This window comes from Acetobacter farinalis (assembly GCF_011516935.1).
GTDB lineage: Bacteria > Pseudomonadota > Alphaproteobacteria > Acetobacterales > Acetobacteraceae > Acetobacter > Acetobacter farinalis.
Genome location: NZ_WOTF01000002.1, coordinates 217705 through 235736, shown reverse-complemented (window position 1 = coordinate 235736; position 18032 = coordinate 217705). Strand labels below are relative to the sequence as shown.

Here is an 18032-nt window from a genome sequence, read left to right as displayed (position 1 = left end):
ACTCCGCGTTATGGCACACGCTCTTCCCGTCTCCCCGCTTGCTCTCCCCTTGCCTGACCTGAAAGAAGTGCGCGGGGTTCGTCTTGGCGCGGCTGAAGCTGGCATCCGATACAAAGGCCGGACAGATCTGGTTCTGGCCGAATTTGCACCCGGCACCACGGTGGCCGGTGTGTTCACGCGCTCCAAATGCCCCGGCGCACCGGTTGACTGGTGCCGCGATATCCTGCCGCAGGGCACGGCACGCGCCCTTGTGGTGAATGCCGGGAACGCAAACGTCTTTACCGGGCGCGCTGGCCGCGAAACCTGCCAGGTCACGGCGGAAGCCGCCGCACAGCTTGCAGGCTGCCCTGCGCAGGCCGTTTATCTCGCCTCCACCGGCGTGATTGGTGAAATTCTGCCGCATGAGCGGATTACCGCGGCCCTTCCGGCCCTGCATGCGGCTCTTTCCACCACCGGGTGGGAAGCCGCCGCCCGCGGAATCATGACCACGGATACCTTCCCCAAGGCCGCTATCCGCACCGCCCGCCTGAACGGCACGGATGTGGTCATTCAGGGAATTGCCAAAGGCAGCGGCATGGTTGCACCGGACATGGCCACCATGCTGGCCTTTGTCGCGACAGACGCCGCCCTGCCCGCCTCTGTCCTGCAGACAATGCTTTCTGCCGGGGTCAAAACCACCTTCAACTGCATTACAGTTGATTCCGATACCTCAACCTCGGACATGGTCCTGCTCTTTGCCACCGGTGCCGCTGGCAATGCCGAACTTCCCGCCGATACGCGGAGTGACAGCCCGGCTCTGGCTGAGTTCCGTGAAGCCCTTCAGGGTGTGCTGCATGATCTGGCCCAGCTTGTTATCCGTGATGGGGAGGGCGCCACCAAGCTCATGAGCATTACGGTAACGGGCGCGGTTTCTGACGATTCCGCCTGGCGTGTCGCCATGGCTATCGGCAACTCTCCCCTCGTGAAAACCGCTGTGGCGGGGGAAGATGCCAACTGGGGCCGCATTGTGATGGCCGTTGGGAAATGTGGCGAACCTGCAAACCGCGATACGCTCTCCGTTTCCATCGGCGGTGTCCTTATTGCCCATGAAGGCACGGTGGTCCCGGGGTATGATGAAACGCCGGTTGTGGCACACATGAAGGGGCATGAGATCGACATCGCGGTGGATCTCGGCCTTGGGCGCGGCACCGCCCGCGCCTGGAGCTGTGACCTGACCCACGGCTATATTGATATCAACGGATCCTACCGGAGCTGACCATGCTCTCCGGCCGGAACGCCGGAAGCCTGTGCTTGAAAGAACCGCCTGATGTCCTATTCCGATCTTCCCCCCGGCTGGGGGGAGCCCTCCGAGCCACAGGGCACGCCAGACCGCCCTGTCTGGATTTACGCCGGGTTCTGGTGGCGCGTGTGGGCGTTTGTGCTGGATGGCTTTATTCTCACCACGCTCAATACCCTTCTCGGCGTGTTCCTCCTCCCGGATTTCAAAATCCAGTGGGATGAACTCCCTGTGCCTGATGCCTCCGGCCAGATCATGGATGTGGTGGATGTGGTGAACCACGCGCAGAGTGTGTCCCCGCAAACCATTTCCGTTCTTATTCCGCACATTCATGCAGGAAACTGGTACCTGCCGGGATTGATTCTGGCCGCGCTCCCCGCGCTGTATTTCATCCTCTTTGAGTCCTCCCGCTTTCGCGCCACACCCGGCAAGCGCCTGTGCAGGCTGGAAGTCACCACCCTGCAAGGCGGCCGTATTTCCATTGGGCAGGCGTTCGTGCGGTTTGTGATCAAGGCTCTTATCTCCTTCCCCTTCTTTTATATCGGGGTGCTGATGGTGGCCTTCACACAGCGAAAGCAGGGGCTGCATGACCTGATTGCCGGAACGCTGGTCATTCGTGCGGAAAGCAGCCAGCTCGTAACCTTCGCGCCGCGGAGATAATTCCTCCGCCCCGCCCCGCAGGGCGGCACCTTGATACCGCCAGATTTGCCCCCTACCCTCTGCGATATAACGGGGCCGCACAGGCCCTGCTCCTGATTTGCACTTTCAGAAGGATACGGCACGCTATGGCGGCAGAAAGCCTGCACCGAAGCACGACCAGAGCCATAACGGCTTCCCTACCCCATTTTCTGGCCAGATTTCTCTTCGGGCTTTGCGCCTTCTGCCTTCTGGTGCTGGGAGGAACCTCCCGTTTCAGCCCTCAGGCCCGGGCCGATACCGCACAGGCCACGGCCCCTGCGGCCGCCGCAGCCACCACCGCCGCCCCCCTGAGCCGTCAGGACGCGGAACAGCTTCTCAGCATTCTGAATGACCCCAAGAAGCGGCAGGACTTCACCAACACCCTTTCTCTCATGGCCAAGGGGCTTCCCGTTGCCCAGCCCGCGGCTCCGGCCGCGAACGCGCCTGCCACCCCCACAGCCGTGATTGACAGTGATGTCCATTCCGAACTGGACAGCCTGACCACCTCCCTGCGTGACTATACCCGCAACTTTACCGGCCTGTTCAAGGATCTGCGCTCGGTTGGCTCATGGTTTCATCAGCAGATCAGCACGCAGCAGTCACGCCAGACACTGATTGATGCGTTCAGCCGTGCGCTGATTATCCTGCTGGTTGCGCTGGCGCTGGAACGGGCCGCCAGCCTTCTGCTCAAAAAGCCGCTGGCCGCCGTGACGGCGCACGCCGAAGCCCGTGAGCGGAAGCAGGATGCCGCCATGGCGGTTGAAAGCGTGCAGGACGCCACATCCTCCATCCCGAGCGAAACCAGCACCCAAACCCGGGCAGATGACCAGCGCCGCCGGAATGAGATCATGCGCTATCTCATCCGGGTCCCGTACAGTGCGATGCATTTCCTGCTCAAGCTGATTCCTGTCGCCATTTTTCTGGCGCTTGGGTATCTGGGCGCGAAATTCCTGACCACCACCCAGCAGGCCAGCATGGTCACCATCACGCTGACCAACGCCTATGCGATTGCCCGCGGCCTGTATCTGCTGGTTGAAACGGCTCTGGCCCCGCGTTCCCCCGCCATCCGGCTTGCTCCTGCACGGAACAGCACCGCCCGGATGCTGACACGCTGGTGGAACGTGCTGGTGGCGGCCCCCTCCCTGATTATCTGCCTGTCCTCTCTGGGGAGTGAATTCGATCTGGCACCACGCGGCACGGAAGCCATAATGCGCGCTGTGGTGCTGGTCCAGCACCTGATTATTGCCGCCTTTATCTGGCGGGTGCGCCATATTGTGGCCAATGCGCTGCAACCCTCCGCCAACATGCGCAAGAAAGCCTTCTGGGCCTTTGTTGGCGCCTTGGCGCGTGTGTGGTGGATTCCGGTCATGTTTCTGGATATCGCGCTGTGGTTTGTCTGGGCGGCCCACCTCAAAGGGGGCTACCAGTGGATCCTGCACGGAACCGGCATGACATTTGCCATTCTGGTTCTCTCCCGCCTGCTGGCCGTGCTGGCCTATGGGCTGCAGGACCGACTGTTCAGAGTCAGTGACGCGATGGAAGCGGAATATCCCGGCCTGCAGCAGCGGGCCGATTATTATTACCCGTTCGTACGCCGCGCCCTGACGTTTCTCATCGTGTTCACGACCTGCGTGGTCATTGCCCAGATATGGGGCCTGCCCAGCTTCCAGTTCTTCTTCCACTCCGCGCTGGGGCAGCGGCTGGTTGGCGCGGCCCTCAGTCTGGCCATCGGGGCCACCATTGCCGCCCTTGCGTGGGAACTCATCAATGGCCTGCTGAACAAGCAGATCGACCGGTATACGTCTTCCTCCCAGGCCTCCCGCGCAACGCGGCTCCGCACGGTGCTGCCCATTATCCGCACCGTACTGCTGACAATCATCATCATTATCGTCTCCGTCACCACACTCTCCCAGATCGGGATCAACGTCACACCGTTGCTGACGGGTGCCGGGATCATGGGCGTGGGACTTTCCTTCGGTTCGCAAAGTCTGGTGAAGGACGTGATCACCGGCTTCTTCATGCTGGCGGAAGATGCCATTCAGGTTGGGGACTGGGTGACCACCGGCGGCGTGTCCGGCACGGTGGAGCATCTGTCCATCCGCACCCTGCGCGTGCGCTCCATTGATGGTGACCTGAATATCATCCCCTTCTCTTCAGTCTCCACCATTGCCAACACGGGCAGAGGCTTTAACCAGATTATTGTCAAACAGGTGCTGGACCTGACTGAAGACACGGTGAAAGTCGCCAAACTGATGGCCGGCGTGGTCGCACAGATGCGCACCGAGGAAGCCTTCCGCCACATCATCTTCTCCGATTATGCGGATCTGGGCGTGGACAAGACAGACGGCAACGGCGCCGTTCTGGTCGGGGCTATCAAAACCGCGCCGATGATGAAGTGGAAAGTGCAGCGTGAATTCTACCGCCGCCTGACCACCGTGCTGACCGATGCCGAGGTGAAATTCTACACTGCGACATCTTATTCCACCACGCCCCCCGGTTCCGTCATGCATCTCTCTGTGAACGAGCACACGGACACCCCGACACCGCCTGCCATGCAGCATCCTGTCTCCCAGCCTTCCCACGGAAGGCAAAAGAATGCCGCCCTTGCGGAAAAATCCGAGACGGGCCTGCAAAAGCCTGAAGATGAAGACTCCCCGGACGCCGCCTTTGGAGAAGGTCCACCCCATGCCTGACACACTTCCGCACACGCTCCCTTCAACGCTGCTGAACGCGCTTGAAGCCCCGCTTGCCCAAAACGGGTTTGCCTATGAGCAGGCCGCCACCGTGCGCCAGCTTCTGGAGCTTTTCGGGATGGAGCGATGGGAGGAATTTGCGGAAAGCTGGAACCATCTGGGGGTAGACCGCTACATGGCAGATGGCGGGCGGTATCGCCGCCGCCGCCACGCCACCTTCACGCTGGCGGGCGAGCAGAGTCTCCGCAAGCCGCATCAGCCCCATTACCAGAGCCGGGATTACAATACCCTCAATGGTGGCATTGAACGCTGGTTCAAGCCCATTACCCCCGCCATGGGGGATCATCCCGCCCTGCGCGCCGTGCTCCGCATGACGCAGCACGTTGCGGATGATCTGACCCCGCAGGCCCAGCGCCCTGTGGCGTGGCATGCGGAAGTGCATCAGTTCCGGATTGAAGCCAGCCCGGACTCAGCCGGACGCCCCACCCCTGAAGGCCTGCATCGGGATGGCGTGGACTGGGTGTGTGTGATGATGGTGCGCCGGGAAAACATTGCCCGTGGTGAAACCACCATTCATGATCTCAACCGCACGCCTGTGGGGGGCTTCACCCTGACAGACCCCATGGATACCGCGCTGGTGAATGACAGCCGCGTGTACCATGGCGTAACACCGGTTGAGCCGGTAGACCCGCTCCGGCCAGCCTATCGTGATGTTCTGGTTGTCACCCTGCGGCACGAATAGGCGGGCGGGCGCAAACGGCCTTCAGTAGCCCGCGTAATACATGGCGTTAAAGCCAAGGGCTGCAAACCCGAACACGAACACCATGGCCCCGACCATCTGGAAGACTTCCTTGATCGTGACCGCGTCTGCGGCAGAAGAGTCTACGGGCACGGGAGCCGATACCACCGGGGCCGCCATGGTCGCATCCGTTTCCTGACGGACCACGGCCTGCTCTGTGGCGGACAGAACAGGCTCAGAGGGGCCAGTCTGCGCAGTTACGGATGCATCTTGCGATGAATCTGTCTCAAGCATGGCTTTACCCCTTCCATTTTTGCAATGCAGGTTTGTAGCCCCTACTCATCTGGGTCTCAACCCACTATTCGTCAAGGCAGGTTCCCGAATAATCCTGATCACATTCTCCTGTCAGGCTGGACGCCACGCCAGCAGGCAGGCACATGGAAGATGTCTGCTTTCAGGAGTGCTCGCCATGAAACCGCTTTTTGCCGCTACCCTTCTTCCGCTCGGTCTGGCCTTTGCCGGAACGCTGCCCGCACAGGCGGCAAAACCCGCCCCGCACGCAGCCCCCGCCCCGGCCCATTACGCCACTCCGGTTTTTGCCGGGCAGTGGGCCATTATGGCCATGGACCCGATCACGGTTGTGGCGAACAAGGCGACCGGCCCGGCCGAGCGACTGCTTGTCACGCTGCCGGAATCCCTGAAGAAAATTGTCGGGCAGGACCATTTCAGCCTTGCCCGCAGCTCCGGCACGGAATGGACCGGCAAGCAGGCTGATCTGGCTGTAATCTTCTCTCTGGTTTCAGAAAACAGCGCCAGACTTCAGATCAAGGGAGAAGGCGCACACAAGCTGGACCTCCCCCTGTATCGAAACGACTGACCCTGAACTAACCCTGGGACATCAGGCTCGGGAACGCTTCCGCCGGGCCTGAACCCGCCTCCTCCCCGCACCGTTCCGCAGCACGCAGGCGGTCCGGTGGGCGGCGGTCCAAGCGACCAGTCTGGTCAGGCCGCGCTGCCCGGCGTCCATGTTTTCAGGAAGTCTTCCAGAGCCTGATCGGGTTTGCCGATTTTAATCTGTAGCGTCACATACAGGTTTCCGGCCTCGCGCCTGCCGTGCGCCTGCACCCCCTTACCCCGCAGCCGCAGCTTTGTGCCGCTGTCTGAGTGTGGCGGGACCGTCATCTTCACAGCCCCTGTCGGGGTTGGAACGGTAATGGGGCCACCCAGCACGACCGTTTTCAGGTCCACTGGCAAGGTTTCATACAGATCATCCCCCTCCCGCGTGTAGGTCGGGTCCGGCAGGATGCTCACGGTAATCAGGGCATCACCATCCGCACCGCCCTGCACACCCGGCGCGCCTTTGCCGCGCAGGCGCAGTGTCTGGCCATCCTCAATCCCCGGCGGGATATGCACATCCAGCGTCGCCCCTTCGGGCAGCGTGATGCGGGAGGTTCCCCCGTTTACGGAATCCAGAAAGCTGATCTTCAGGGAATAGGAACGGTCCGCCCCCTTGCGCGGCCCGGCGGAACGCCGCCCACGGCCGGTGAACATGCCACTGAACAGGTCGCCCAGATCTTCCTCGGTAAAGGATCCGCCCTGCCCTCCGCCATACCGGAAACCGCCTGCGCCGTGGCCGTAATCACGATAGCCGCCACCGTCAAAACCGGGGTGCCGCTCCTGTCCGGCGGCATCAATCTCGCCCCGGTCAAATCTGGCCCGTTTTTCCGCGTCGGACAGAAGGTCATTGGCCTGACCAATCGCCTTGAACTGCTCTTCGGCAACCTTGTCACCGGGGTTCATGTCCGGGTGATATTTCTTGGCAAGGGCGCGATACGCCTTGCGGATCTCATCCTGCGAGGCGGTTTTTGAAACCCCCAGAACCTCATACGGATCACGCATGCTCATGCCGCACCTCCCTGAACAGAACGCTGATCCGGGGTGAGGGGAAACGTCATTGTATCCAGCAGGCTGATCAGCAGGGCAATGGTCACATCCTGGCTGTACCCGGCTGCCTCTGCCTCACTGACAAGCGCCGCAAGGCGGGGTTTGAGAAAAGCCTCCGCCGTCATGTTGTCCATAGAATCCATGTCTCCTTTCCAGTTTCGCAGGGAGCCCTGTTCACAAAGCAGCCTGATAACGGTTTCAACATCATTGATCCTGATAATGGGAACCCGCTGTGGCGGGGTCAATGGACAACAGGAACGCGAGAAACCAAACCTCTTCCAAACAAACGCTGCCCAGACATTTCCAAAGAAGCAATAGCCTCCTGCCCGCAGACTGACTATAAAGCCTAAGAGAAGAGGAATTTGTCCCGCACGGTCTGCCTGCATCGTGCCGGGAAATTGAGAAGTGGAGAACCGGCAATGTCTGACAAACCGCGCTTTTTTGATGATCTTGCCGGTGTGGCCGGGGGGGCCTTGTCTGCCCTGACCGGCGCAAAAGAAGAACTTAACGCCATTGTGCGCAGCCGCGTGGATGAAGTGCTGACCAGCCTTCAGGTTGTCCGTCGCGAAGAATTTGAAGTGGTGCGTGAGCTCGCCGCCCGCGCCCGCATCGGGCAGGAAGAGGCTGAACGCCGTCTGGCCGCCCTGGAAGCCCGGGTCGATGCGCTGGAACAGAACAGCACCCACACCCACCACCACACGCATACATCCTGAGCCCATCGCCTTTCCGGGAGCGGCCGGGGCGTCCTGCCCCGCCGTCTGGCCAGACTGTATTCTGTCCGCTTCACCTTGCAGCCGAGAGTGAGCCATGCCCGCGCTAAGCACAAACACCCTCTCTCCTCCCGTGAACCCGCTGGACCTGATGGAACAGGTCATCTGTAGCCACGACTGGAATTTCGAGCGCTGCAACACGACCGAAATGGCCGTGGAAGCCCCCGGCAAGTGGTGCGATTACGGGATGTTTTTCTCATGGTCGGCAGAACTGGGGGCCATGCACTTCACCTGTGCGTTTGACCTCAAGGCCCCCCTGCCCCAACAGCGGACAGTGTACGAACTCATCGGCATGGCCAATGAGCGGATGTGGATTGGCCATTTCAGTCTGGATCAGGAAGATGGTGTCCTGCTGTTCCGCCATGCGCTCCTGCTGCGCGGCACCAATATCTCTGTCGAAGTGTTTGAAGACATGATCGACATCGCCCTCACAGAGTGCGAACGCTTCTATCCGGCTTTCCAGTTTTTCCTGTGGGGCGGCCAAAGCCCGGCAGATGCTCTGGCTGTCGCCATGCTGGACTGTCAGGGGGAAGCCTGATGCCCGCACACCCATCCCCCCTTCCTTCCGTCCTGTTGGCAGGCTGCGGCCAGATGGGGGGAGCCATGCTGGAAGGCTGGCTGGCCCATGGGCTGAAACCCTCCGTGGTGCTGGACCGGCACAGCCGCACCGTGCCGGCCCCACACACCGTGGTCTCGACGCTGGACGAAATTCCCGCACCCTTCCAGCCGGATGTCATTGTTCTGGCGGTCAAACCCCAGAAGGCAGACCCGGTGCTGGATACGCTGGCCGTGCTTTACCCACAGGCCACTCTGCTTTCCGTGATGGCCGGCCGCACGGTGGAAAGCCTGACGCGGCGCTACACACAGGCCAACCCCAAGGCAAACCCCGTCCTGATCCGCGCCATGCCCAACACGCCCTGCGCCATTGGCGCTGGCATGAGCGGCCTTTATGCCCCCCCTCAGGCCACAGACACACAGAAGGCGCACTGCGCGGCCCTGCTCGCTGCGGTGGGGGAGACTGTCTGGGTTGAGCGGGAAGAGCTGATTGATTCCGTGACTGCCATTTCCGGCAGTGGCCCGGCCTATGTCTTCCTGCTGGCCGAATTGCTTGAAAAAGCGGGCGTGGAGCAGGGCCTGCCTGCTGAAAACGCCCGCACACTGGCGCGCAAGACGCTCTACGGAGCAGGGGCCCTGCTCAACCAGTCCCCCGCTGATGCGGAAGAATTGCGCCGCCGTGTGACCAGCCCCGGCGGCACAACAGCAGAGGCGCTGAAGGTTTTCATGGCACCGGATGCATGGCCCGCCATCGTGCCACGGGCGGTGGCCGCCGCCGCCCGGCGCGCCAGAGAGCTCTCTTCATAAGCAGGCGCTCTTTCATAACGGGGTCTCTTGCTCAACCGACACACCGGCCCCGCTCCTCTCTCGATTCTACTCCTGACAGGCTTCTTTCTTATGGACCATGACGACTTTGACTCCGCCCTTCTGACCGCCGCCATGACACAGGCGGAGCAAGGGGGCTGGGGGTCCGTCTCCCTGCTGGATGCCGCCCGGAACGCGGGCCTGCCCTTCCCCCGCACACGGGAGCGTTTTCCATGCAAGGCCTCTCTGCTGCTCCGGCTGGGCCGCATTGCGGACGACTCCGCTCTGGCCGACACCACAGCCTTCGGCTCCCCGCGTGAGCGGCTGTTTGACCTGCTGATGCGCCGCCTGGATGTCTTCCAGCAGTATCGCCCCGGCCTGCGCGCCGTGCTGCGCGCCCTGCCGTTTGACCCGCCACTGGCGCTGCTGCTGGGCGGAGCCACCGTGGAGAGTATGCGCTGGATGGCAGACGCCGCTGGAATCAGCTCCTCCGGGCTGGGCGGGCTGGTTCGCACCAACATGGTGGTTGCTATCTGGACGCACACCCTGCGCGCTTGGGAAAAAGATGAGAGCGAAGACATGGGCAGCACCATGGCAGCCCTTGATCAGGCTCTGAATCAGGCCGCCCGCTTCCGTCTCTTCCCTGCCGAAAGTGACACAACCAGCGGCGGCCTGCCTGATCTGGATTTTGAAGACCCGAACGCGCCTTTTGCGCCCGACGGGGCTGAAAACCCTCTGTGAGAGAAAAACAGCGTATTCTCTCTCTTTACGAACCCTACCGGTTGGCCTTAATAAGGGCTACCCGTATGTGTATTGGGGCGTAGCCAAGCGGTAAGGCAGCGGATTTTGATTCCGCCATGCGGAGGTTCGAATCCTCCCGCCCCAGCCATTTTTCCTTGACCTCTCTGTTCAGTCTCTCCGCTCCGGGTCACGCCCTGGGCAGCATGCCGGTCGTATATGGCCCGTGCCTCAGGGTAACTCCCTCACAGTCTGGACGGTTTTTCCGCCCCGCACCTGTTCAAAGCATGTCTCTTTCAAAACATGTCTCTGCCCCCTGCTGACACGCCCCTGGGCACTTTCCCAGCTTGCTTTCTTCAGCATTTCCAGCTTTTGGCGCATCCCCCGCCCTCAGAAAAAACCCGCCTGAAACGGGGGGATTCGTGTGCTTCCAGTCATTTTGGTTCTCACCTCCCGTTAAAGAGATATGTTTTTTCATACTGGCCCTGTTATGAATTGACCTCATGAATGATACTCCGGTGGCGCCCACACCTCTTTTGTCACACCCCGGCCTCCGCGCTGCGCTGACGTCCCGCACGCTCGGGGCCTTTTCTTCACAGATTCAGGCCGTGGCCGTCGGGTGGCAGGTTTATGCCCTGACCCATAGCGCCGCTGCCCTCGGGTTTGTCGGGCTGGCCCAGTTTCTGCCGATGGTGGCTTTTATTTTTCCGGCAGGCCACGCGGCGGACCAGCATGACCGCCGTCGCATTGTCATCACCTGTCAGGCCATAGAAGCGCTGGCAGCGGCCTTTATGGCTCTGGCCTCTTTCACGCATTTTCTTGCGCCGGTCATGATTTATGGTCTGGTTGCCCTGTTTGGCGCCTGCCGGGCTTTTGAAATGCCCGCACAGCAGACCTTTCTGCCCTCTCTGGTGCCAACAGCCATTTTCCCACGTGCCTCCGCCCTTTCCTCCTCCCTCTTTCAGGTTGCCTCCATTGCGGGGCCCTCTCTGGGCGGGCTGCTTTACGGGCTGGGGGCCGGTGTCTGTTACGCACTGTGTGCCACAGGCTTTGGCATTGCCGCGCTGGCTACGTTCAGCATGACTCTCCGCTTTCCGGCACGCCCACGCCAGCCCACCACTCTGGCCGCTGTTTTTGGAGGCATTTCCTTCCTCCGCCGCAAACCCGCCATGCTGGGAGCCATCTCCCTTGATCTGTTTGCCGTTCTGCTGGGTGGGGCCACGGCCATGCTGCCGCTGTTTGCCACGGATATCCTGCATGCCGGCCCTCTGGGCCTCGGACTGCTGCGGGCGGCCCCTGCTGTGGGGGCGTTACTGGTTGCCGCTGTTCTGGCCCGCTATCCTCTGGGCCGTCATGCCGGATACTGGATGTTCGTGTCGGTCATGATCTTCGGGGTCGCCACCATTGTTTTCGGCGTCTCCCGGTCCATTCCAGTTTCAATCGCCGCTCTGGCTGTGCTGGGCGGCGCGGATGTTATCAGCGTTATGGTGCGCAGTGCGCTTGTTCAGCTTGGCACGCCGGATGAAATGCGCGGGCGCGTTTCCGCCGTGAACATGCTGTTCATCGGTTCTTCCAATCAGTTGGGGGAATTTGAAAGCGGCATGCTGGCCAGCGCGGTGGGTGCTGTCCCGGCGGTTGTTTTGGGCGGCATTGGCACACTGATCATCACCGCTCTCTGGATGGCTCTTTTCCCGGGCCTGCGCAAACTGGACCGTCTGGACGACGTCAAATCAGACTGACAGCATCACGGGCACACAGCCCGCTTCGAAATTTTCAGGAAGCCATAAAAAAACAGCTCCAGAGAACCCTCTGGAGCTGTATTCCATCAGCGCATATATCAAAAAAGATATTAGACTGCTTTTTTGAGATTCGGGCTGGCTTTAAAGCGAACCGTTTTACCGGCTTTCACTTTGACCGGCTCACCCGTACGCGGGTTCAAAGCCTTGCGCGCCTTTGTCTTGCGAACCGTAAATGTTCCGAAAGACGGAAGAGTAAAACCCCCTTCACGCTTCAATTCTTCTACAATCGCATCCAGCAGATCATTTGCTGCCTGATTGGCGGCAACGCCGGTGCAATTGATCGAATCCTGGATCACCGCAGCAATAAAGGCCTTGCTCATTGAGACTTTAACTCCCCTTCAGACAGAACTATGTGAGTAACAATTAGTTGGCTATCATAACCAGTAACTCTTGCGGCTTGATAGTCATATTTCACCGGAAAAACCAAATTAAAAATGCAATCAGTTTCGATTTCCCCCGCACGCATCACAAAAAAACAGGTTGAAAGGGCTTCTCCCCCCCCCTTGCCGACCGGGTCGGTCTGTCTTTTTGCGAGCTACGCCCCGAGCGGAGATCTCCCTGTTCATACGCGCTTTTACCTGAAAAACCTGTTAACCTGCGGTACTATTCTGCATGTAGTTCTATCCGGTGCAGACACTATTCATCCCAGAACTCTGAATTTTTGTAATAACCTTGGCATTCATGTCTGGAATCGAGAAAATGGTGGGCTGGATTTCGGAGCATGGCAATTTCTTCTCGAAAAAGGACTCGCCGAAGAGGCCCCATACCTTCTTTTTGCCAATGACAGTGTCTTTGGCCCCTTTACTCCGCTTCCCCCCGTGCTTGACGCGCTCTCGGCCAGTCAACGCCCGGCATGGGGGTTGGTTGCCTCACGCGCCATAACGCCCCATCTGCAATCCTGGTTTATTGGTCTCTCCCAGAGTGCTTTCAGAACCGCGCCCGTACAGCGTGTATTCAGTCTGCCATTTCAGGAAATGTCACGGGACGAAATTATCTGGCACGGAGAGCTTGGCCTGTCCGTCGCCCTGAAAGCCGGAGGCATTCCGCTCCACGCAGCGTGGAGTGACCTTGATAAACCAGTCTCACGCCTCTTCCCGGCCAACCCCATGCATATCTGCTGGCGGGAGATGGTGCAGACAGGCACAGTACCTTTCCTCAAACAGGAACTGCTCCGGGATAATCCTTTTCAGGTTCCTCACCTGAATGACTGGCAAACTCTTGTTCCCGCAGAAAGCGGTTTCAACCCGGACTGGATCAGAACCTATCTCAGCCAGCACCCGGCCCGGCCCCGTTCCATTCACCCCACGAGGAAAGGGCGTGCCCTTTACGGATTCATGAACCGGCTGGATCGCCTGAAATGGCAGAAAGGCCCTCGGCAAGGCAGCGAGCGCTAGCCGTTCTGGTCTCAACCACGTCACGCAGAACCTGCTCCAGTTCAGCCGTCTGGCCTTCAAATGTTGCCAGAGTGCTCTTGAACGGATTGACGTATCCTGTCAGCCGTTCAGCAGTCTTCAAAACGGCCTGCACCGCTTTTTGCAAGGTCTCCGCGCGACCATCAATCGGAATCAGCGTACCATTCACGCCATCCACAATCTCTTCAGACTGCCCACCGGGCGCCGTGGCAATAACCCAGACATCCCGCGCCAGAGCCTCACGCACGGTCAGACCATAGCTTTCTTTCCACTGGGATGGGAAAAGCAGCACATCAATCCCGTCAAAAAACGGATCCATACTTTCCTGCGTATAGGCAGGAATAGTTTTCACGGTACCCTTTACTTTCCATGACTCCGTATAAACTGAACGAATTCCCAGATTCAGCTTGTTATCAACCACCAGGAGTTCCCAGTTCTTTTCAGGCAATGCCTGAAATGCCCGGCGCACAAGGGAATAGCCTTTGATATCTTCCGTGCCCCCCACATAGCCAAACCGGACCGGACTCCCCGGCCTGCGTGGTGTGCGCGGCCGTGCCGGGCGGATAAAGCCGTTACGGTTCACCCTGATCCTCTCAGGAGAAATACCATTTGCCAGAAAGAGTTGCCGATGCGTCTCACTGGGGGAGAGCAGCATGGCCGCACTTTCCATGGCGGCCCGCATCATCACCGCCCGTTCTGCCAGATGCCGGGCCTCCGGCACACACATCTGGCAGACCTTCTGGTTGATCTTTTCCTGAAAACAGTAGTGCCCGTCTGCTTTCACCATAAACTGGCGCTCACACAGCCACCAGGCGTCATGCACTGTCACCACATACGGCACCCCCGCTTCAACACAGGCCCGCAGCAGCCCCAGCCCCAGCCCCTGGGTCGCATGAAAATGCACAACATCCGGCCTGACCGCCGCAAGCCAGGTTCTGAACTGGCTTGTCGCCCGTTCATTATCCAGCCCGCCGACCCGATCATGATCGGGGGGTACTCGCACGCCCAGCACGTCCGTGCCGCCCACGGCATAACGGATAGAGGCGCTCCCGCGGTGGTTCAGTTCCGGGCGGGACGTAAACACTGTTACGCTTACATCCGGTATCTGCTGTAACCTGCGCACCATCTCTTCAGCCACAAATGTCGCGCCGCCAAAGGAGCGAGGGCTGAAATAGACATTCACACACAACACCCGCAGCCCGGCCCCGGACCGGCTTTTTTCAACCGGCCGCCCGAAAACCGGCAGCACCTGCTGCTCCGCCACCTGCGCCGGACTATACCGCGCCAGAACATCGTCATACGCCCGCTGCCCGATCCGCACTCTCAAGGCCGGGTCTGACGCCAGACGCAGGATGGCGTCGCGCCACTGCGCATCCTGCTCCGCCAGAAGACCGTTCTCGCCATCCCGCATGACTTGCAGAAACGCATCACGCGGAGAACAGACAGAGGGAATCTTCAGAACAGCGGCTTCAAGAAACTTGATATTACTTTTGGCATCATTGAAAATAGTCGCCTCAAGTGGCGCAATGGTGATATCCGCCTGCACCAGAAGCCCCATATAAGCGGCGTAATCCCGGCCAGCAAAAACATGCACCCGGTCCTCTACCTCCTGAAAGCTTTCAGGGACTGTCAGATCTCCAATAATATGCAGCGTAAGGCGCGGGTCTGCCTGCATGGCGGCAAGAATGCCGTTCGCCGCGATACGAAAATCAGCATCATGTGTTTTGGTGCCTGAGCCATAAACAATGCGGATTTCCCGCGTTGTATCATGCGCAGGCACACCGCGCTCAGCCAGCGCCTGTGCAATATCAATGGTCTGCTGGTCCAGCGCATTTTCAATCACAACAGCTTCAGGGATCCCGGCATCCAGCATTGCCTGTGCCAGCACACGGGTGGATGCTATGGCGCGATCACAGGAGAGCAGGCATTTTCTGAACAGCCTGACACCAAACAGCACCTGCTTCCGCTCGGCGCTATCCAGTGTCTGGAGGTTGCCATTTTCCTGATACTGTTCAGCTGAGAAAATCAGGTCATCCACTTCCCACCAGGGAGAGAGCCCGAGCCGTCTGGCCTCTTTCAGCAGATTTTCAACAGACTCAAACGCCGGGACACGGTAGAAAATCACCTCCGTGCACACCTGCAAAGCGGCCATGGCCTGCTCTGCCTCACGCCAGTCCACCACCTCCACACTCCAGCCCAGCGCCTGAAGCTGTTCCTCTTTCTGCCAGACACGATATTTGGCGCACTGCCGCAGAGAAAGCTCCGCGATAATCAGAATACGCGGTGTCAGGTCACGCAGCCGTTCTGCGCTCAAAGGTTGCGTATAGAAGGTTTCAAGGTTTTTCTGACGTTGCTCCGGAGTAAGCAATTCCGCTTGTACGCCCCGATCCTGAACATCGGGCGTAACGCTCGTGGCCGCCGCCGGGGAGGAAGACGCCCGCCCCTTTGAGGCATACCGCGAAACAACCCGGGAAAAATCCGCTCCGGGTAACCGGGCCTGAACACGCTGCGTAACGCCCCGCAGCCCTTCATCCTGATAAACCTCCCTGAGGCGTGCATAAACCGCCGGGATTTTCTGCCCTGTTGGCAGCCGCCCGTTCATCAGATGTCTTACCGCCCGCAAGGGTGCTGTCACCCGCCAGGATACGGTCTGCTGCCAGGCCCCCAGATGGTGCCTCAGATGTGCGGCTTCATGGGCCAGACCATCAACCCGCATCCCCTGAATACGGGCGCTGGCGCGATAGCTGGCTGCCAGAGCCTCCGCCTGTTCAAGAGCCTGCCTGATTTTCTCTGAATCTTCAGTCAAATTGCTCACAGGCCGCATTCTCTCAGATACAGTTGGGGGACCACAAAAATTACAAGACTTCCAGACAAAAGAAAACCGGGCCTTTCGGCCCGGTTTCCTTAACTCTCAGCATATCTGCTGGCTGAATTTTACTTCAGGCCAGAGAACTGATCAGCCGTCAGGCTGGAGACGTCAACAAACGTGATCTTGCTGTTATCAGACAGCGTGATCGTGGTGTTGTTTCCGTCATGTGTCGCCTTGTCCAGAACGTCCTGCTGGAACTGAGATGCTGTGTAGTCGTAATCGACCAGCAGCACGGAGTTCCCGGCAGCGCTTCCGAAGTCCGTCACGGTGTAGTCAGCGCCGGCAACACCATCGCGGAAGCCGAACACGTTTGCTGCACCGGAACCACCCGTCAGCGTTGCATCGCCAACACCGGCAACCAGCGTATCGGAAGCGGAACCACCGATGAAGGTCTGGGTTCCGGTTGTACCAGCAACGTTACCGAAGGCATGGATACCGAATGCGGAAGACGCACCGTCCAGCGTTTCGTTCCCGTCGTTCGCAACGAACAGGGAGTCTGCGCTGGTGCTGTCAAGACGGGCATACAGGTTGTTGGAACCGAAGATGGTTGCCTGACCTGCCGTAATGGTCGTATCGCCCGTGCCACCAACAAAGGTGAGCGCGCCGCTGACATTGATGAGCGCCGTATCCGTGTGCGCAGTGTACAGGTCACCCTGAGCTGCGGAAATGGTGCTGTTATGGCCACCTTCAACAGTGCCGGTTGCGCCAGCCATGTTGATGAGGTCGGCAGAACCGCCGGTCACGGTGCTGGCACCGCCAACAGTGATCCGCTCGTTACCAGCAGCGTCAACCACCAGAGAGTTTTCACCAACGTTAACGAAGGAGTCGCCACCGTTCAGGGTGATGCTCTGGGTGCCAGCCGTACCGGTGATGGTATCCTGACCTTCAGAGTGAACATAGTTCACGCCCGTGCCCAGCGTGATGGTGTTGTTCCCGGCACCAGCATAGATGGTGTCGTTCCCGTTACCACCGTTGATGGTGTCATTCCCATCGCCAGTGCGGATGTCCCAGCCACCGGGCTGGTTGTCGACATAGTCGCCCTGGAACAGGTTATCGCCAGCGCCGCCAACGAACAGGCCGCTCTGTGCGCCTGCGTGGAAAGCCACACCCTGCGTCGTGCCCGCAATAACGCTCAGATAGTCGGTGGTGACTTTGCTTGCGTCAATGTTGACCCAGCCGTTCAGGGGAGCGCCCGGCTGTGCTGCGGTATCGGAACCAACCGTCAGCCACCGGAAATCACCGGAGACCTGGTAGGCGCCAGCAGCTGTAATCACACCGTAACCGGACTGGTTGCCGCCCGGTGCACGGCTGTTGGAACCTGTGGTCAGGTTCCGGGCATCCAGAATGCCCTGCTTATTAAGCTGGTCGGCAAGCTGGTCCGCAAGATCCTGCGTACGACCAACGAACGCTGAGTTCTGCGCACCATCAACAGTGACCTGTACGGTCCCTCCTGACGCACCGACAACGGTGATAATCGCCATATTTACACGTCCTTTCTACGCCCGCTTTATAAGGCACGACGGGTCACACCCACAGAGCGGCACAACAATGTCAGGCTTCGTTTTAGGGGAAGCCAATGCGATCATGCAAGCATCTTCTGAGTATTTCCAGAGTTTAACGTTTTTTTTTACAAAAGCTTCCAAAAAGAGACGCTCAAGCACAACACCATTCCCTGTTGTTTAGCGTTCTTTAGCCTCTACGCCCATGAATTAGTAATAAATATAGAGAAATTCCGCTTTCACGTTGCCAAATACC

The 18032-nt window shown here is 59.5% G+C and carries 17 protein-coding genes and 1 tRNA gene; 12 read left to right on the top strand and 6 right to left on the bottom strand.

Going from position 1 to position 18032, the window contains the following annotated elements:
• Window positions 1–10 precede the first annotated feature (10 nt).
• From argJ to GOB82_RS04540, 4 genes are all read left to right on the top strand, one after another.
• A complete protein-coding gene (argJ, locus tag GOB82_RS04555; RefSeq protein WP_166120237.1) occupies window positions 11–1255 on the top strand; it encodes a bifunctional glutamate N-acetyltransferase/amino-acid acetyltransferase ArgJ in 1245 nt (414 codons plus the stop codon).
• Between the two features lie 51 nt (window positions 1256–1306).
• Window positions 1307–1936 carry an RDD family protein gene (locus tag GOB82_RS04550; RefSeq protein WP_166120235.1) on the top strand — a complete coding sequence of 210 codons (630 nt, stop codon included), beginning with the start codon at window positions 1307–1309 and terminating at the stop codon, window positions 1934–1936.
• Window positions 1937–2061: 125 nt separating this feature from the next.
• Window positions 2062–4647, top strand: coding sequence for a mechanosensitive ion channel family protein (locus GOB82_RS04545; protein ID WP_166120234.1), 2586 nt, complete (start codon window positions 2062–2064; stop codon window positions 4645–4647).
• Window positions 4640–5389, top strand: a complete 750-nt coding sequence (locus GOB82_RS04540; protein ID WP_166120232.1) for a 2OG-Fe dioxygenase family protein — start codon at window positions 4640–4642, stop codon at window positions 5387–5389. The genes GOB82_RS04545 and GOB82_RS04540 overlap by 8 nt, the downstream gene beginning before the upstream one ends.
• Before the next feature lie 21 nt (window positions 5390–5410).
• On the opposite strand, the gene GOB82_RS04535 is transcribed toward GOB82_RS04540, so the two are convergent.
• Complete coding sequence (locus GOB82_RS04535; RefSeq protein WP_166119752.1) at window positions 5411–5680, bottom strand: hypothetical protein; 270 nt, start codon at window positions 5678–5680, stop codon at window positions 5411–5413.
• Window positions 5681–5855: 175 nt separating this feature from the next.
• Here GOB82_RS04535 and GOB82_RS04530 point away from each other — a divergent pair, with 175 nt between their 5' ends.
• Window positions 5856–6263, top strand: coding sequence for a hypothetical protein (locus GOB82_RS04530; protein ID WP_166120230.1), 408 nt, complete (start codon window positions 5856–5858; stop codon window positions 6261–6263).
• Window positions 6264–6388: 125 nt separating this feature from the next.
• Here GOB82_RS04530 and GOB82_RS04525 read toward each other — a convergent pair whose 3' ends face one another.
• Both GOB82_RS04525 and GOB82_RS04520 read right to left on the bottom strand, forming a co-directional pair.
• A complete protein-coding gene (locus GOB82_RS04525; protein ID WP_166120228.1) occupies window positions 6389–7291 on the bottom strand; it encodes a DnaJ C-terminal domain-containing protein in 903 nt (300 codons plus the stop codon).
• Complete coding sequence (locus GOB82_RS04520; RefSeq protein ID WP_166119749.1) at window positions 7288–7473, bottom strand: hypothetical protein; 186 nt, start codon at window positions 7471–7473, stop codon at window positions 7288–7290. The genes GOB82_RS04525 and GOB82_RS04520 overlap by 4 nt, the downstream gene beginning before the upstream one ends.
• Window positions 7474–7749: 276 nt before the next feature.
• On the opposite strand from GOB82_RS04520, the gene GOB82_RS04515 reads away from it, so the two are divergent.
• The 6 genes from GOB82_RS04515 (at window position 7750) to GOB82_RS04490 (ending at window position 11936) form a co-directional block, all read left to right on the top strand.
• Window positions 7750–8043: an accessory factor UbiK family protein gene (locus GOB82_RS04515; protein WP_166120227.1), complete on the top strand. Its 294-nt coding sequence runs from the start codon at window positions 7750–7752 to the stop codon at window positions 8041–8043.
• Window positions 8044–8137: 94 nt separating this feature from the next.
• Window positions 8138–8638 carry a type III secretion system chaperone family protein gene (locus tag GOB82_RS04510; RefSeq protein WP_166120225.1) on the top strand — a complete coding sequence of 167 codons (501 nt, stop codon included), beginning with the start codon at window positions 8138–8140 and terminating at the stop codon, window positions 8636–8638.
• A complete protein-coding gene (gene proC, locus GOB82_RS04505; protein WP_166120223.1) occupies window positions 8638–9462 on the top strand; it encodes a pyrroline-5-carboxylate reductase in 825 nt (274 codons plus the stop codon). The genes GOB82_RS04510 and proC overlap by 1 nt, the downstream gene beginning before the upstream one ends.
• 90 nt (window positions 9463–9552) lie before the next feature.
• Window positions 9553–10200 (top strand): TetR family transcriptional regulator, encoded by a 648-nt coding sequence (locus GOB82_RS04500; protein WP_166120221.1) that lies wholly within the window; start codon window positions 9553–9555, stop codon window positions 10198–10200.
• 73 nt (window positions 10201–10273) lie between these two features.
• Window positions 10274–10348, top strand: a tRNA-Gln gene (locus GOB82_RS04495).
• A 352-nt stretch (window positions 10349–10700) separates the two neighbouring features.
• Complete coding sequence (locus GOB82_RS04490; RefSeq protein WP_166120218.1) at window positions 10701–11936, top strand: MFS transporter; 1236 nt, start codon at window positions 10701–10703, stop codon at window positions 11934–11936.
• 110 nt (window positions 11937–12046) lie between these two features.
• Here GOB82_RS04490 and GOB82_RS04485 read toward each other — a convergent pair whose 3' ends face one another.
• The gene (locus GOB82_RS04485; RefSeq protein ID WP_025826565.1) at window positions 12047–12316 is read right to left on the bottom strand and encodes an HU family DNA-binding protein; all 270 of its coding nucleotides are present in this window, start codon (window positions 12314–12316) and stop codon (window positions 12047–12049) included.
• Window positions 12317–12430: 114 nt separating this feature from the next.
• Here GOB82_RS04485 and GOB82_RS04480 point away from each other — a divergent pair, with 114 nt between their 5' ends.
• On the top strand, window positions 12431–13390 hold the full coding sequence (locus GOB82_RS04480) for a rhamnan synthesis F family protein (protein ID WP_166120216.1): 960 nt from the start codon (window positions 12431–12433) through the stop codon (window positions 13388–13390).
• Here GOB82_RS04480 and GOB82_RS04475 read toward each other — a convergent pair.
• Entirely contained in the window at window positions 13329–16232 is a 2904-nt protein-coding gene (locus tag GOB82_RS04475; RefSeq protein WP_166120213.1) for a glycosyltransferase, read from the bottom strand. The genes GOB82_RS04480 and GOB82_RS04475 overlap by 62 nt on opposite strands.
• A 110-nt stretch (window positions 16233–16342) precedes the next feature.
• Window positions 16343–17758 (bottom strand): beta strand repeat-containing protein, encoded by a 1416-nt coding sequence (locus GOB82_RS04470; protein WP_166120210.1) that lies wholly within the window; start codon window positions 17756–17758, stop codon window positions 16343–16345.
• Window positions 17759–18032: the final 274 nt, after the last annotated feature.